The organism is Pseudoalteromonas sp. MMG022 (genome assembly GCF_021654245.1).
GTDB classification, from domain to species: domain Bacteria; phylum Pseudomonadota; class Gammaproteobacteria; order Enterobacterales; family Alteromonadaceae; genus Pseudoalteromonas; species Pseudoalteromonas amylolytica.
Genome location: NZ_JAKFZQ010000033.1, coordinates 1 through 15,802, shown reverse-complemented (window position 1 = coordinate 15,802; position 15,802 = coordinate 1). Strand labels below are relative to the sequence as shown.

11 protein-coding genes are annotated in these 15,802 nt (G+C 44.2%); 2 read left to right on the top strand and 9 right to left on the bottom strand.

What is annotated here, in order from left to right:
- Nucleotides 1–74: 74 nt before the first annotated feature.
- Together L1070_RS19530 and L1070_RS19525 are read right to left on the bottom strand one after the other, a co-directional pair.
- Nucleotides 75–842 carry a DeoR family transcriptional regulator gene (locus L1070_RS19530; RefSeq protein ID WP_070982890.1) on the bottom strand — a complete coding sequence of 256 codons (768 nt, stop codon included), beginning with the start codon at nucleotides 840–842 and terminating at the stop codon, nucleotides 75–77.
- A 236-nt stretch (nucleotides 843–1,078) separates the two neighbouring features.
- The gene (locus L1070_RS19525; RefSeq protein ID WP_237126811.1) at nucleotides 1,079–1,375 is read right to left on the bottom strand and encodes a DUF6482 family protein; all 297 of its coding nucleotides are present in this window, start codon (nucleotides 1,373–1,375) and stop codon (nucleotides 1,079–1,081) included.
- A gap of 181 nt (nucleotides 1,376–1,556) precedes the next feature.
- Between L1070_RS19525 and L1070_RS19520 the strand changes: the two genes are divergently transcribed.
- Nucleotides 1,557–2,843 (top strand): beta-ketoacyl-ACP synthase II, encoded by a 1,287-nt coding sequence (locus L1070_RS19520; RefSeq protein ID WP_237126810.1) that lies wholly within the window; start codon nucleotides 1,557–1,559, stop codon nucleotides 2,841–2,843.
- 269 nt (nucleotides 2,844–3,112) lie between these two features.
- Nucleotides 3,113–4,381, top strand: coding sequence for a LysM peptidoglycan-binding domain-containing protein (locus L1070_RS19515; RefSeq protein ID WP_237126821.1), 1,269 nt, complete (start codon nucleotides 3,113–3,115; stop codon nucleotides 4,379–4,381).
- Between the two features lie 48 nt (nucleotides 4,382–4,429).
- On the opposite strand, the gene L1070_RS19510 is transcribed toward L1070_RS19515, so the two are convergent.
- The 7 genes from L1070_RS19510 to L1070_RS20375 form a co-directional block, all read right to left on the bottom strand.
- Nucleotides 4,430–4,954 (bottom strand): hypothetical protein, encoded by a 525-nt coding sequence (locus L1070_RS19510; protein WP_237126809.1) that lies wholly within the window; start codon nucleotides 4,952–4,954, stop codon nucleotides 4,430–4,432.
- Between the two features lie 126 nt (nucleotides 4,955–5,080).
- Nucleotides 5,081–8,260 carry a lantibiotic dehydratase gene (locus L1070_RS19505; protein ID WP_237126808.1) on the bottom strand — a complete coding sequence of 1,060 codons (3,180 nt, stop codon included), beginning with the start codon at nucleotides 8,258–8,260 and terminating at the stop codon, nucleotides 5,081–5,083.
- Nucleotides 8,261–8,270: 10 nt separating this feature from the next.
- The gene (locus tag L1070_RS19500; RefSeq protein ID WP_237126807.1) at nucleotides 8,271–9,479 is read right to left on the bottom strand and encodes a lanthionine synthetase C family protein; all 1,209 of its coding nucleotides are present in this window, start codon (nucleotides 9,477–9,479) and stop codon (nucleotides 8,271–8,273) included.
- Nucleotides 9,480–9,525: 46 nt separating this feature from the next.
- Nucleotides 9,526–11,649, bottom strand: a complete 2,124-nt coding sequence (locus tag L1070_RS19495) for a peptidase domain-containing ABC transporter (protein ID WP_070982894.1) — start codon at nucleotides 11,647–11,649, stop codon at nucleotides 9,526–9,528.
- 31 nt (nucleotides 11,650–11,680) lie between these two features.
- Nucleotides 11,681–12,925 carry an HlyD family efflux transporter periplasmic adaptor subunit gene (locus tag L1070_RS19490; RefSeq protein WP_070982895.1) on the bottom strand — a complete coding sequence of 415 codons (1,245 nt, stop codon included), beginning with the start codon at nucleotides 12,923–12,925 and terminating at the stop codon, nucleotides 11,681–11,683.
- A 199-nt stretch (nucleotides 12,926–13,124) separates the two neighbouring features.
- Nucleotides 13,125–14,486, bottom strand: a complete 1,362-nt coding sequence (glmU, locus tag L1070_RS19485; RefSeq protein ID WP_237126806.1) for a bifunctional UDP-N-acetylglucosamine diphosphorylase/glucosamine-1-phosphate N-acetyltransferase GlmU — start codon at nucleotides 14,484–14,486, stop codon at nucleotides 13,125–13,127.
- A gap of 303 nt (nucleotides 14,487–14,789) precedes the next feature.
- On the bottom strand, nucleotides 14,790–15,461 hold the full coding sequence (locus tag L1070_RS20375) for a helix-turn-helix domain-containing protein (RefSeq protein WP_275423312.1): 672 nt from the start codon (nucleotides 15,459–15,461) through the stop codon (nucleotides 14,790–14,792).
- Nucleotides 15,462–15,802 lie beyond the last annotated feature (341 nt).

Below are 15,802 nucleotides of genomic sequence, written 5' to 3'. Positions count from 1 at the left end.
TCCATTTTGCACGTTGGTGTTGTCATATTAGTGTTTGCTGTACAAGGTGTTGTCGTACTTGTACAAGCAAGTATTTACAAAGCCGCGCAAATAACCGTCACGCCACTTTGTTCAATGGCCTGACGTTTGTCAGCGGCTAGATTCTCATCTGTGATTAAGGTCGTTACTTGCTGCCATGACAGCTCAAGGTTAGGAATTTTTCTGCCTACCTTGTCAGACTCAACCATGACGATTACCTCTCTGGCTGCCTGTGCCATTAGTTGGCTCAAGCCCACCAGCTCGTTAAAGGTTGTGGTGCCACGCGCTACGTCGATGCCATCAGCACCGATAAACAGCTGATCAAAATCATAAGAGCGTAGCACTTGCTCTGCGACCTGCCCCTGAAATGATTCAGAGTGTGGGTCCCATGTTCCTCCGGTCATCAATAATGTTGGTTCATTCTCAAGTGACAGCAAGCGGTTGGCGATATTCATGGCATTGGTCATCACCACCAACCCTTGCTTGTTAGATAACTCAGGGATCATGGCTGCGGTGGTGCGGCCACTGTCTATGATGATGCGGTTATGATCTTTTATCAGCTTGGCAGCAGCCTTAGCAATCGCGGTTTTGCGGCGTGAATCTTGTTCATCATTGGCGCTGCCCACGATCTCCTGTGGCAATGCCACAGCGCCACCATAGCGACGTAGCAACAAGCCACTTTTTTCTAACGCGGTTAAATCCTTTCGAATCGTAACTTCTGAGGTTTCAAATTCAACGGCCAGTGCGTCAACGCTCACTTCACCCTGTTCATTCACTCTACTAAGGATCGTGTGGCGGCGCTGTTGTGTGTTTCGTTTAGTCATGAACCGTTCAGATAAGTTTCGTTTCGTAATTTAGGTGTAGTTTAAACGAAACTTATTAACTATGACAACTACAAATTATGCTTTCTTTTGTTTGTGTGGCGCACGTCTGCGGGCAACGCAAGGCCAACGTAAAAGCAGGATCTAAGCTCAAGCCTAGTTGTATATACAAATAAGATTACACTCTCTGTAGGACATCACACTAAGCAATGCCCTACATACGCTATGTTATCAGTCGCTTAATGTACTAGGTGTAGTTTAGTTCTTACGGTGCTGGCTGTGTCCGATGCCACCATTTCATCATACGCACTTTGCATTTCAAAGATGGCGGCCGTGACACCTAAACCGGCCAATGCCACCTCGGCTTCACGCAAAGAATTAAACGTCTGTGTCTCACCATGTTTGTTTGTCAGTAAATGGTAATTGCCCTTTATATCAACACCACCCGCTAAATAGTGGTTTGCGTCTGCATAGCTCAGGATCACAGCATCTAACTTAAACTGGCTTAACTGTATTTTAAGTTCGCTCTCTAACATAAATCACCCACACATTTTTTGGATATAGATTTAATTAAACGTATGGCGTTGTATTTTTGTTCACCTTGATATAAAAAAATTCATTGAGCAATGTGTCATGATTTTGCAACGGCACATGATTAGTATTGCTGGGCAATATTCGCGCCTTAAGCGCTGCGTAACTTTATTGAAAAGGATAAACATGAGAAGAGTCGTTGTTACAGGAATTGGTGCCATCTCGCCAATAGGCACAAGTGCACACACAAGCTTTGATAACTTACTACAAGGTAAGCACGGCATACGTCCAATTGAGCACTTTGATCCCGCCCAATTTGCTTGCAAAACAACATTTGCCGCTCAGGTTAGTTCACAATTAGACGCAAGTACGCTTGCGCCGTTTAAACATATGGACGATAGCACACGTACTAAGCTACTGAAAAAAATCGACCGGCACCAAATGTTTGCCATGATAGCGGCCGCTGAAGCAATTCAAGAAGCGGGTCTTGATAATCTAGATGATGAACCACTCAGGCTACGTATAGGCGTCAACCTCGCAACGGGTGTGGGCGGACTAAATAGTTTGGAAGTGTGCGCGGCCAAAGCAGTCAGTGGGAAAAAGCAATCTCCATTTGGAAATTTAATGTTTTTACCCAATCTTGCCGCAGGCTATGTTGCCAGTCATTGGAATTTTGGGGGCCCAAACAACGCTCACTGCACCGCTTGTGCTGCCAGTGCTCATTCAATTATTGACGCCTGTAACGCCATCAAAGGGGGTGAAGCAGAAATTATCGTCGCAGGGGGTGCAGAAGCATCCGTCACGCCGGTTGGTATCGCCACGTTTAACGCACAAAATGCATTGTCTACCAGAAACCATGATTTAGCGACTGCTTCTCGCCCTTTTACCACAGACAGAGATGGTTTTGTTATGGGTGAAGGGGCTGCTTGTTTGGTATTGGAAGAGTACGATCACGCCATTACTCGCGGTGCAAAAATCTACTGTGAAATTGTCGGTTTTGGCAGAACCTCTGATGGCTATACCGGTCAGGCTTTAAGCGCCCCGCACCCGCAAGGCTCTGGTGCGCAACGGGCAATGCAAAACGCCCTAAATATGGCAGGCCTTAACATACAAGACGTACAATACGTTAATACCCATAGTACCAGCACCGCAGCCGATAGTATTGAAGTATTAGCAATAAAAAATACCTTTGCTGATCATGCCAACAAACTGGCCGTGTCTGGTACCAAGTCACAAACAGGGCACTTGCTCGGTGCAGCAGCAGCCATTGAAGCGGTATTTACGGTATTGGCGCTACAACAACAAACCTTACCGTATACGCTTAATCTAACCACAGAGAATGTTGACCCCAGCTGTCTGGGTGTTGATTTGATCATGCTCACTCCTCAAAAGATGAAGGTTAATGCAGCACTTTCTAATTCATTTGGCTTTGGAGGAACGAACGCATCTATTGCATTTAAGACGCTTGGCTAGTAACTTCGTCTTACACCTCATTGAGAGCGCCTTGGTCCATTGATTAAGTGGGCATGGCGCCCATCTACAATTGCATATCGCGACGACGTTAGAACATATTTACCATCGCATACAAAACCCAAAGAGTAAGCATTCACTTACCGTTCATCATATGCAAGTAAAGAGATTGTTCATACCATATTAATCGCATCATTTTAAATTATGCACACTTTACAGTCACCGACCCCCTTGTTTACAATCGGTACAAACAACGCAGAGAATATCTCATGATGTATTTATTTCGCTTCACTCTCTTATGCTCACTGCTGCTGCTGAGCGCCTGCAAAACAACTCCAACGTCTAGTACACCTACGCAGGCAAAGACACCAGAACCTATCGTGACAGCTAACCCTGACAAAACCGTCTCCACACAGCGCCCATCCATCGATGAGCAAACGGAAGATGTATGGCAACGCATTCGCTCGCAACTAACCTTTGCCCCATCTGCACACGAAAGCGTACAAGCTCGCGTTGATTGGTATTTGTCACACCCCAACTATATGCATGTGATCAGTGAAAGAGCTGCACCGTTTCTGTTGTATGTGGTAGAACAGGTAGAGCGTCGAGGGCTCCCCATTGAACTGGCGTTAATGCCATTGATTGAAAGCGATTTTGACACCACCGCCTATTCTCATAAACACGCATCAGGCCTTTGGCAACTCACGCCACTTATCGCCAAACACTATGGCGTAAAAATTACGCCCTGGTATGATGGCCGACAAGATATTGTCGATGCCACCAATGCAGCATTGGATTTCTTAAGCTATTTACATAAACGTTTTGACGGCAACTGGTATCATGCCATTGCGGCTTACAACACCGGCGAAGGACGTGTTTCCCAAGCCATTAAATTCAATAAGCAACGCGGTAAATCAACCCACTTTTTTGACTTGCCCCTACCTAAACAAACCCGTCACTACGTGCCTAAGTTACTGGCCGCTGCACAGCTGTTACGCAAACAACAAATGGAGTTTCCCAAGATCCCTAATCATACCGCCATTGCAGTCTTACCGTTGGAGCAAGGAGTGATCCTCAACACTGATAAAGCTTGGCGTAAATTACAAACGCTCAATCCAGGCTATACACGATTTCCTGCTTTGTTGGATGGACCCGACCACATCGTCGTGCCCGCCTTACAAGCACAACAATGGCAAGACTATGTGGCCAAACTGCCAGCGATGCCCAGTGATCAATGGCAACATTACACGATTAAAAAAGGAGACAGTTTAAGTGTAATTGCGCAACGCCATACGTTAACGGTCTCTCAACTTAAAACATTCAACCAATTGAAAAGTAACAATATAAAAATTGGTGACACGCTATTACTGCCCATTTTGGCAGATAAACAAATGGATTATACAGTACGTGCAGGTGACAGCCTGTGGCGTATTGCTAAACACTTCAACATCAGTGTCCATGAAATTAAAAAATGGAATGCGCTATCAAAGGATGTTTTACAAGTGGGTGATACGCTCAAGCTTTATTTATCAAAAACTTAATAATATTATTGGGTTAAATAAGCTAGCCGTGAGCTAACCGGCTAGCTATCAATGAAATTTTACAGCTTTGTTTGATCGTGTATAACGGCGCTTTTCTGGCTCTGTCCACATGCCGTGTTTTAAGTACTGCGTAGAAACTTCCATCTCACCATCCACAAAACGGCTGGTTGATTTAACCTTTGTAATGCCATCTTGATTGCCCGCAACATCTTCATAGGCAACAAAACTGCCATCATCAAGCACATCCATAGTACCTTGGGTGTAAAATCCTGCAGTGGTGAAATAAAAAAACACCACCTTTTTCTTGGTTTTATCCCAAAAAATCAGTGACTCACCACCGTACATGCCCTCATTAATAGAATGCAGCGTACGCACGGCAGTACCATTTAAGGCTCGCTCCCAATGACTAACATCCTGCATAGCGGGTTTGCCACCCACAACAGGAAAATCAGCCTGCCACGTTCCTAGGTAGGGTTCGAATATTTTCAGCTCTGACACCAGTGCCTGAGCGGCACATAGACTATGGCTTTGTATAAATAAAAAACATAAAATCAATAATTTAAATATTTTCATCTTATATTCTTAGATAACTTTCAAGCACGTGATTTGTTCTTGAGCTTAGCTATTCATACCTTTTTGAGCAAGTTTAGCAACACCTAGAAGCAGTGCACTTGTAACGCTGTACCAAGATCGCTTGCTTTATTGCTGTTTATTGGCTGAGAAGTACTTGCGGCGTAACAAGTCGTGGATCACCAATTCCTGCTCACGTCCATAGGCCTTAAACATGCGATTGTTATGCATGTGCAGCAGCGAACCCAATAAGGCATCACGGCTACAGTTTAAAGCTCCAGCGGCGCGTAAAGTATTCAGTTGAGCCACCACAGGGGCGGCCTGAGCCTGCCATTGACCGAGCAAATTAAACAGCGCGTTTTGTACTTCATCGTTTGCTGAAGGTGTCTGCTGATGAAGTTGTGCAAAGTCACTGTCCAACGTTGCTTGATACTCCCGATAGCGGTTTCCAAGCTGTTTTCGCAGTGTATTGCTCTCATTAAACTCTCGGCCAAAACCATCTCTTAAACGGCTGATCAGTGCCAATCGAGCTTCATCATCATATTCAAACAAGGTGAGCAGTCTATCGGAGTACAGTAATGCCATACGCCATCTTAATTGTTCATCATACTCATCTAGCAATGCACATGTTTTTGCTATCAGAATACTGTCAAACATAAACAGTGACTCAATCAACGCCATTGATTCTGGGCCACCATAGCGCTCAACTTCTCGCTCATAGGTCATCAGTTCCACTTTATGTAACTCACCGCTTTCGATCATCGGGTCGAGTAATTGATTTAATAGTGGTAACAGCTGACCACATAGCACCTCTGGCTCGCCGTAAAAACGCACACGAAGGTGCCAATCTGGATCGCCATAGCGTATAAAAAACCATTTCTCAAACAGCGCTTGATGCGCTTCGATTAGCGGTTGCAAACGCTCACTAAGCAATTGTTCTAGAACTGAATTACCCGAATATATTTTCAGGCTTAGCCATTGCGATCCGGCACTAAATCGACGCTTGATCGCAGCGGCAGTAATATTGGCAATGGGGTTATCGGTGGAATGTCTATGCACCGCAGCATTGTCATTAAAAAATGGCACAACTAGCTCATTGTTGTAATGCATACCTTGTGCGTCAACCACTCTGGATTGATAGTGGCTGCTGAGCACCTCTTTAAGCTCTATGTGAGTTTGCCCTTTGGTTTCAGCCAACAAAATTGACAGCATATCTGCGTTGTTCAGGTTAAGCTGTAACACATTGTCCGCCATTGCATAGCTGACTTGAGCATCTAACTGATACTTTGCCATCAACTCTTCGAGCAGAGTACGATCGAGTTGGCCTTTACGGTATACGGCTTCCAGCGCTTCTCTTGGAATACGCCATGTTTTCTCATTGACAATCAGGTTGTCGAGCATGATGCGTGGAACAAACGCACTACGCGCAGTGCTCGAAGGCATTCTGAAGTTCGGCGCTCTACCCGACTGGTGTTGCAACATGCATAAGAACTTATAAGCACTTAAGCTACGTGCAGAATAGTTGTGAGCACAAGACAGACGTGGCACCACCTGCTTATCAAGTCGCTTGCTCCACAATTTAACCTGTAGCCCTTCGACCCAAACATACAAATCTGACAGCGGAATTTGATATTCATCAGCCAAACTACTATCGGCCATAAATACTATTTCGTACTCTCTTAGGTGTGGCCTTGCAACTACATTACCTGGCCGCCCTTCTGGCATGTGAACCACTTCGGCAAAAATCACCTCACTTGAATGCGCCTGCTCTTTTTGCAACTGAGAACGTACATTATCTTTCAATGCTTCATCTAGGTGGCAAAAGCGGCCAAGTAAGTTTGCCGACGAAGGGCCTGTACAGCCACTCAGCTTCACAATGGGGTTTTGCTTTTCATCTTCATAGAGGCTGATCATCGCTGAAAATGAACTAGGAAACTTATGCACCACATTGTGATTGGTTACTTTTGTTTTGAGCTCTTTACTCTTTAGTACAATGCAGTCACGAGCTCGATTCTCAGGCAAGCTGATGGCTTCATCAATGATGGTCTCCAACACATTGCTATTGGCATTGCTTCTTGGTTGCTGCTGAGCATTTTTACCCAACCAAAGGCCAGCAATAAGCGGTGAATCATAGCCTGTCTCATCTGATATACCAATCCCTGATTCATCATCTAGGATCTTATCCAAAGGCACAAACTGTCCCTCAAAGCGCGCATTGAATTGATTGATAAAATTATTCAAGTTTGACGTATTAGCATCAGCGCTGAGCCCTGCTATCAACTCCAACTGCTTTCTCAAGCGGCTCATTTCCATTTCACTCAACTGACATTGCGTAAAGTCTCGGTAAACATCCGATTGAAAGAGCTTATTTTCCTGCACTTTTACAGGTAATTGCTGTAAATGCTCAAGAATGTGTTGGTATGGAGCGATCTCGCCACTTTTTTGCGTATCCAGCTGCTCGATTTGCGCCAATGCTGTCGCGAGATGATCCGCAGTATGCAGTTCGTTTATCGCTTGTAACGACTTCAACAAAGCCTGATCTGGCGATTCTCCGGTCAATGGTAACGGTATGTCAGCCTGTATCACGCCTTCGTCAATTAAGTCTTGAATATATGATTCAACATCTTCTCTATCGGCCTCAGGATACTGTTTGTGAAATGCCTCAACCAATGCATTAAAACTCTTACCTTCTTTGGCAAGCGACATGGCAAACTCAAAGTATTCATCACTGTCCACGGCACTTAATCGATATTGCATTGTGTCTTCAGAGATATAGCTCTCGATATAGCGACACTGCTCAGCTACAAAGTAATGCGATGAGTTTGGCTTGTACGTCAAATGCTCAGAACGAGAGGCATGTTTAACAAAGTGCTCTTTTAAAGCACTGAGGTAAAACATATCCAATCGAGTGTTGCGCTTGTCTTCACTATAAGGCCCACTGATTATATTGGTGCTTTCTGACACTTGCCCTTGATGCACTCCTGAAAACAAGCCAAAAGGTGTCGGGCGTGAGCACATTCGTATCATGTATTTTATCAACGCCTGAGCGACTTTCTTGCCTTGTTTAGAGTCGGGCTTATTGCGCCACTGCTCTATACGCTCAAGTAAAGAAGGGCTGGCCAAATAAAGTGCTTCTGTGACACCAGGCATGTCTAGCCACTGTCTAAGAATGGCGTTATTGTCTGCGTCGCTATTTCCAAAAGCACTTAAATGCTCAATCGCTAAACGCGGCGTGCGTATTACGAAAAAAGGAGCGCATTGAATTGGCTTGATAGCCATTTTTGCTTGTTTAGAATTATTGTTATTCATCATCAACTCCTTATGCCATTAGCATGATATCCAGCCAGCTAAGGTCGTCATTGAGCACGCTCAGCAAGCATAACCCAATGCCTGAATAGCCCGTCAATAGGCTGAAATCTTCCACATAGTTTTTGCTTTCACCACTGAAGAAGTAGAATGCTTCGAGCCCTTGTTGCTCAAACTGTTCTAATGTGTAATCCAGCCAGGTAGTGACAACCTCTTCAAGCTGAGGATGAGGCATTAGTTCGTTTAATGCTTGATAGATAGTCATAATGCCCACGTAACCATGACAAAGACCAGCGTCTTTAACAAAGCCAGTCGAGGCATCACGAGGAATATTCTTTAGAGCGACTTTTAGTGCTTGATCAACATAGCTGAGATTACCCAACGCCTGACCCGCTCGAGCTAACACCAAAGCGATGGTCAAGTCACCGTAACACCAGCCCAAACGCGACGTTTCATGAGGGTGGCTTGCACATGAGCTGAAGCATGACATGCTGTCTGTGTCGTCTTTTCGCTGTGTTAACAGCCAATCACACGCGCCCTGCACCAGCTCCGTTACTTGTGGTTTTAGCGTGGGGATCTGTAACGCGGGTAATAACGCGGCGATAATCCCCGGTACACCATGCGCAAAACCTAGGTTGTACTCAGGCTGGTCTAGGCACTCTTTATCTAGTCGATACACCGACTGACTTGGTTGCGACCATGTGATGTGACCATTGTCCAATCGGCTAGCTGTACTTTCAAAACCCTTCACTATCGTGCTATACAACGTTTGCTGGTCACTGTAGCGAAGTCGTCTTGCTGCATACGGCGCATAGCCTGCCAAACCTAAGACATACTCAATTTCTCCAAGCCAAGGGTTATGATCCAAGGCACCGGTGAATAGCGCATCAACGTCTTCCAAAAGGTCCACTGCATAGTCTTCCTGGTTTGCCTGATTAAGGTATTCCAGTAACCAAGCCTGTCCGGCAAGCCCTGTGCTCAACTCTAGTGTTTGTTCCTCTAGCTCATCTTGTAGTTTATCTAGTTTCTGTGTAAACAGCGCTTCATCAACCCAATCGCTGTTATATTCATGAGCCTTGTAGAGAAACAGTAAATGCCCCGCTAAGCCACTTAAAATTCCATGATGAGACTCGTCTTTTGCACTCACGAGTCGGGCTAAAAGGTGAATTATACTTTCTAATTTTTGTTTTTTTTCCAAAGGCATGGTGTTGTTATTTCTCATGCTTATCCTTAAGGTACCTGTTTTATCAACGTGAGCATTTTCTGATTTATGCTTCTTCTGTATTTTCTTCTTTGTATTTGGTTAGCTTAATTTCTCTGTCCGCTGATGCTATCGTTTCTTTGCGATGTGCGATGATCACCCGCGTAATTTTCAAACGAGATACCGCATCGTTAATATCTGATTCAAGGCTGGTATCTAAATGACTGGTTGCCTCATCCATAAACAATATTTTTGGATTCTTATATAGAGCTCTGGCCAAAATAATACGCTGCTTTTGCCCACCTGAGAGGCTTGAACCCATATCGCCAATGAGACTATCGTAGCCCATTGGCATAGCACTAATATCATCATGAATCGCTGCCAATTCAGCGCAATACACTACACGAGCCATATCAATTGGTGTTTCAAAAAAGGCGATGTTGTCAGCCACTGACCCTGACAATAACTCGTCATCTTGCATAACCGCGGCGATTTGTTGGCGATATTGCCGTGCCCCCAGTTGCTCAAGCGCGATACCATCGATCAAGATTTCGCCACTTTTAACTGGGATCAAACCAAGCATAATTTTGAGTAAAGTTGATTTACCACAACCGGATGGCCCTGTGATAGCAACCGACTCTCCAGCGTTAATCTTTAGGCTCAATTCATTGATCACATTGGCACTGGCGTCTGAATAAGCAAAGCTGACATTTTTGATCTCTATGTTACCCACCAAAGTATGACGCTTTACCTGATCTGGCTGTAATTGCTCTTTGTTGGTCAAGGCAATATCTGCAATACGATCGAAGTGCAAACCAAGCATTTTGAACTCGATAAACTTTTCAATAAGATTGGCTGTTTTATCCATAAACTGGCGTTTGTATGCCATAAACGCGAATAGCATACCGGTACTGAAACCGCCTTGGATCACCAAATGCGCCGCAAGGTACACAACCACAATGTTCTCTATGCCAAACAGCGCTCTATTCACCGCATCATAGCCAATCTGGAAGTTCCCCAAGCGAATATTCTGATTGATGGCGTTGGCATAACGGTTTTGCCACTGGCCCTCGCGTTTCACCTCAGAGCCAAATAATTTAATGGTCTGAATGCCACGGACCGTTTCCATAAAGTTAGAGTTTTCTTCCGCACGCGCCATGATCTCCTGCTCACTGATGGTACGAAACGGCTTATACATAGCAATACGTACCAAGGCATACAAGATCACCGCCACCAGCACCACGGCCGACAATAAGGGGCTATAAAAAAAGATCATCGCCAGTGTGATCACCGCCATCAAACCATCAATTATCGCTTCGATAACGCCCGTGGTAAGTAATTGTTTGACCTGCTGCAACGAGCCAAAGCGTGATACCACATCTCCCATGTGGCGGGTCTCGAAATAACTCAAGGGCAAACGAACCAGATGATGGAACAAGTTAGCGCCTAGCTGGATATTCATCTGATTCCCAAAATGTAACAGTGTAAAACCACGCAAGGCATTGGTTGCTATTTCAAACACCATTACTAAAAAGAAGCCCACTGCCAGCACTGTTAATAGTGAGGTATCACCCGTGAGCACAACATCGTCGATCACCAATTGGATATAGTATGGTGACGCCAGTGTAAATACCTGCAGCAGCATTGAAAGCATAAAGATCAGGGTCAATGAACGCTTCAAACCCGTAATACGACTCCAAAAGTCAGAAAACCTAAGTGACGGTTTAGCCTCTTGTGTTTCAAAATTTTTGGTGGGAGTCAGCTCTAATGCAATACCAGTGAAGTGTTTAGAGGCTTCTTCAAGCGTAAAGGTTTTTTCACCAGCCGCGGGGTCGTGGATAACAATGCGTTTTTCATTGGCCTTTTTCAACACCACAAAATGATTCATATCCCAGTGTAAAATGCAGGGTGTTTGCAGTGCATCGAGATCGTCTAATTCGATACGCAAGGGACGCGATGTTAACTCAAGCTTTTCCGCAAAATGCATGATGTCGAGTAATGTCGCCCCTTCCAAAGAAATATTAAACCTTTGTCGCAAGGAAATCAGATCACTATGATAGCCATGATAGGCCGCAACCATCGCTAAACTAGCAAGGCCACATTCAGCCGCCTCAGATTGCAAAATAATGGGCAGTGATTTCCTTGACCAGAACTGTAGTTTTGCCACAGGTGAGTTGTCTTCAATGTGCATATTAAGCCGCCTTATTTCTCATTTATACAGCTTATAGCTGACCTTGAATGCTGAATATTGGATCAAATAACCACCTCAGTAGCGATCGTTCCTCGATGATAATGTCGGCGTCCAGCGTCATCCCAGGACGCAACGCAGAGGCTTTGCCATAAGCCTGTACTTCTTGATTATCTAGCGCAACCACCACTCGATAGGCAGGCGCTGAGATAATGCCGGGAGTATTGGTCTCATCAGGAAAAATAACGCTTTGGCTTACTTCAATCACAGTGCCGTCATAAACCCCAAACTTTTCATACGGAAATGCGTGGTATCGCAGCCTTGTTTTTTGCCCCTCATTGATAAAACCAAACGCCGATGTTGGGACAAAAATAATGGCCTGCATTTGGCTATTTTCGGGTAATACGGTGAGTAGACTTTGCCCTTCCATTACATTCTTGCCTACCTTCGCCATTAGGCCGCTGACGATACCTGACTTAGGTGCTCTTAACTCTCCTAACCGCTGCTGTTCAACGGACGACAAACGAATTTGTAAGTCAGCTTTTTGAGATTGTAATTGGGATAAATGATTGCTTTGTTCTAAGGGGAGTTTTTCGAGTTGATTATTAAGTTGTTCTATCTGGCTTAACAGTGATAGCCGTTCTGATTGAATACTTGAGGCTTGCTGCTTTAAGGACAGTAAAGTATCACGCTGCCTTTGCAACTCCAGCTCAGATATGTAGCCACTACCTTTTAGAGTACTTATCTGTGACACCATAGTTTCATTCAGTGTCAACCTTTGCGCAAACGTTTGGGATTGCTGTTCAAGCTCGGCTAAACGTGCTTGTGCTGTTGCTTTTTGCTGCTCAAGTTCAGATATTGCCAAGGCATCTTGTCTTTTTTGGTGCAATAACTGTTGCTCTAAGCTCTGTAATTGGAAACTATACTGATCCAACAACGCCTGATTCAGCTCTACCGCGTGCTTACTATGCTTAGCCGAGGCAATGCGTAGGATAGGCGCCCCTTTGGCAACATATTCTCCTTCATTCACCAAAATCTCAGAAATAATACCGGTTTGCGGTGCCTTGAGTCTCAGTATCCCAGTATTTGGTTCAACAACCCCACTGACACGCTCTTTACGCGTGTACTTTCCTATTGATAGAAAAACAATACTGCTCACCACTACTGCACAGATTAGAATAGTCAGTGTTCTGAATAATGGCGGTTGTACTAAAGAGACAGCCCCGTCAAGTCGATGCCGCTTGTGTTCCATTACTTCTTTGCGGAATAAATTTTCCATAACTCTACTTCGGTAATATTATTGTTAATTTTTTTTCAATTAAGTTGCCAATGTACCATGACAGGTGACAAAAAGGAACTTGCTCACTACGCCCAAAAAGCAGGTACAGACGCTGATATTTGTGGCGTAGAGCAAAGCTAGGAGACCTTTTGAAAATCATTATGCGGGTATGTACACAAATACGATACATACCCACGAATTAGGACTTTTTCACCGGTCTTTGCCAACCTGATAGGTTGCGTTGTTTGCCACGAGCAATTGCGAGCTGCTCGTCAGCCACGGTCGATGTAATAACTGAGCCTGCTCCAACAGTGGCGGTATCGCCAATCGTCACAGGGGCCACAAGTGCAGAGTTCGAACCAATAAATGCATTGTTGCCAATCACTGTTTTTGACTTATTCACACCGTCATAGTTACAGGTAATCGTGCCAGCACCTATATTTACTTTCTCTCCAATCTCCGCATCGCCAAGATAAGTAAGGTGATTCGCTTTTGAACCCTTCCCTAAACGGGTTTTCTTCATCTCAACGAAATTACCTATGTGAGAATCTTCTTCCATAACAGCGCCTGGACGCAATCGCGCAAACGGCCCCAGCGTACATTTATCTCCAACTTGTGCGTCTTCTATTAACGTATTTGCCTTGATCACCACACCATTGCCAATAACACAGTTTTTGAGCACACAGTTAGGCCCTATCACTACATCATCGCCAATTTGCACTGTTCCCTCAAAAATCACGTTAACATCAACCTGTACATCTTGACCTGTCGTCACTTTTCCACGCACATCAATACGGCTAGGATCGGCCAGACTTGCGCCGTTCAGCATGAGCGTCTGTGCTTGCCAAGCTTGATATGCTCGCTCAAGCCCCGCTAATTGTACACGGTTGTTCGCCCCTTCAACTTCCATTGCATCATCTGGCTGAGCAGAAGCTATCTCTGCACCATCACGGTGGGCCATAGCAACGATGTCCGTCAGGTAATACTCACCCTGAGCATTGTCATTAGATAACGCATCGAGCCACTTTTTAAGAAGCTGACCATTGACCGCCATGATGCCAGTATTGATTTCTTTAATGGCCAATTGCGCTTCGGTCGCGTCTTTTTGCTCTACGATACCTGTCAGCTTGCCATTCTCACGCAACATACGGCCATATCCGCTTGGATTGTCTAAGGTTACCGTTAAAACAGCCATCCCCTTGTCAGGTGTCACAGCAAGTAACCGCTCTAGCGTGTTTGTTTTAGTCAGCGGTACGTCACCATATAAGACTAATACCGTATCTTGGTCATCAATATGCTGCTTAGCTGCGGCGACAGCATGACCAGTACCGAGTTGCTCTTCTTGTAATACCCAATTTACTTCGTTATGCGACAGTGCAGATTGCAGCTGCTCACCACCATGTCCGTATACCAAGTTAATATTTTTAGAACCCAAAGCAACAGCATTATCAATAACATGCTGCACCATTGGTAGGCCGGCAACTGGATGAAGCACTTTTGGCAGCTTCGAACACATGCGAGTACCTTTACCCGCGGCTAAAATAATTGTAGTGAGTTGCATCGAAATAGAATCCCGTATTACGTTTCTAGAGCGCTTATTTATTCAAGCATTTATGCCCATATTCTAACTGAAATTATCGACATTATGAAAAGTTCCGCATACAGCACATGCACTCTATTCCACATAAAAGCTTATTTATTGTTTTTACTGACTATTTCTACAAGCTACCCAGCATAACTCGCAGTATTAACAGCGCTTATTACTCTCTTCGTACTTACCTACATATCACTATGCAGAGCTTCTTTGTCATATGATAAGCAATGCATAGGTTGATCATCACTTTTGTCATCTAGCTACCTATACTCATATCAAATTTTTCACAAGACATTTAACGATTGCCTGCTGTCGGTTAGCGCTGTTTGTTTTAACAATACAATTGGATAAATGAAAGTTAACTGTTCTTTCAGAAATACCGAGTATTTGGCTTATCTCCCAAGATGTTTTCCCCTCACATGCCCAAACCAAGCAATCCTTTTCTCTTTTGGTAATGTTTACACTGCCAGTTCTACAGCGGATCGCCGCATTTAGTAAATACGGTGACAGTATCGTCCAATACCAATCAATCATTTCGATACTGCCAAACGTTTCTACTGTTTCAGGTATATCAAATATGATCCCACCCGCTATTCCTGCAACCCCTCTTAGTGGCAGTAAATACAGCCCGCAACAGTTATCTTTATAGTCAATAACCTGTGAGAGAGGTTTGATTCTCAGGCCATTTTTGCAGTGAAGATAGCCATCATCTGAATCTAGGCACTTAGCAAGATCTTTGTCTATCTCACCAAAGTAGTTAAGTTGATATGACTGAGCGGACAGTGGGTTATAATCCAAAACCCCCAGTACTTTATAACCACACTCTAGTGCCTCTTTTTTGAGGATTGAGGTTAAGTCTTGTGTATCACCTGCTTTTTCAAAATCAGCCATGAGTACATTTATTTTATTAAAGTTAACAAGCGAGACATTTTCATTTGTCATTTTTAGCTCTTTCATTTTTAAACCCCGTTCTTTGTTAATTGCGTATTCAATCAAGGAGTGAAATGATTCTGTCTCAATAAAAACAGAGCGTCAAATTTGAAAAATTAAAAATAAAACCCGCAAAAACAACAACATAACCCGAATTATTATTAAGCATTAAGCTTCTAGTTTAATTGATAACAATAGCTTTGAATTATGCAAAAAGCACAAAAACCTGCCTAAATATCCATCCAAACAAACAGGCCAAGGGTAATATAGAGATCGGTCGATAATATTACTGATTTAGTCTTACTTTGCAGTGAGGTTTTACTTTGCAGTGAGGTTTTACTTTGCAGTGAGGT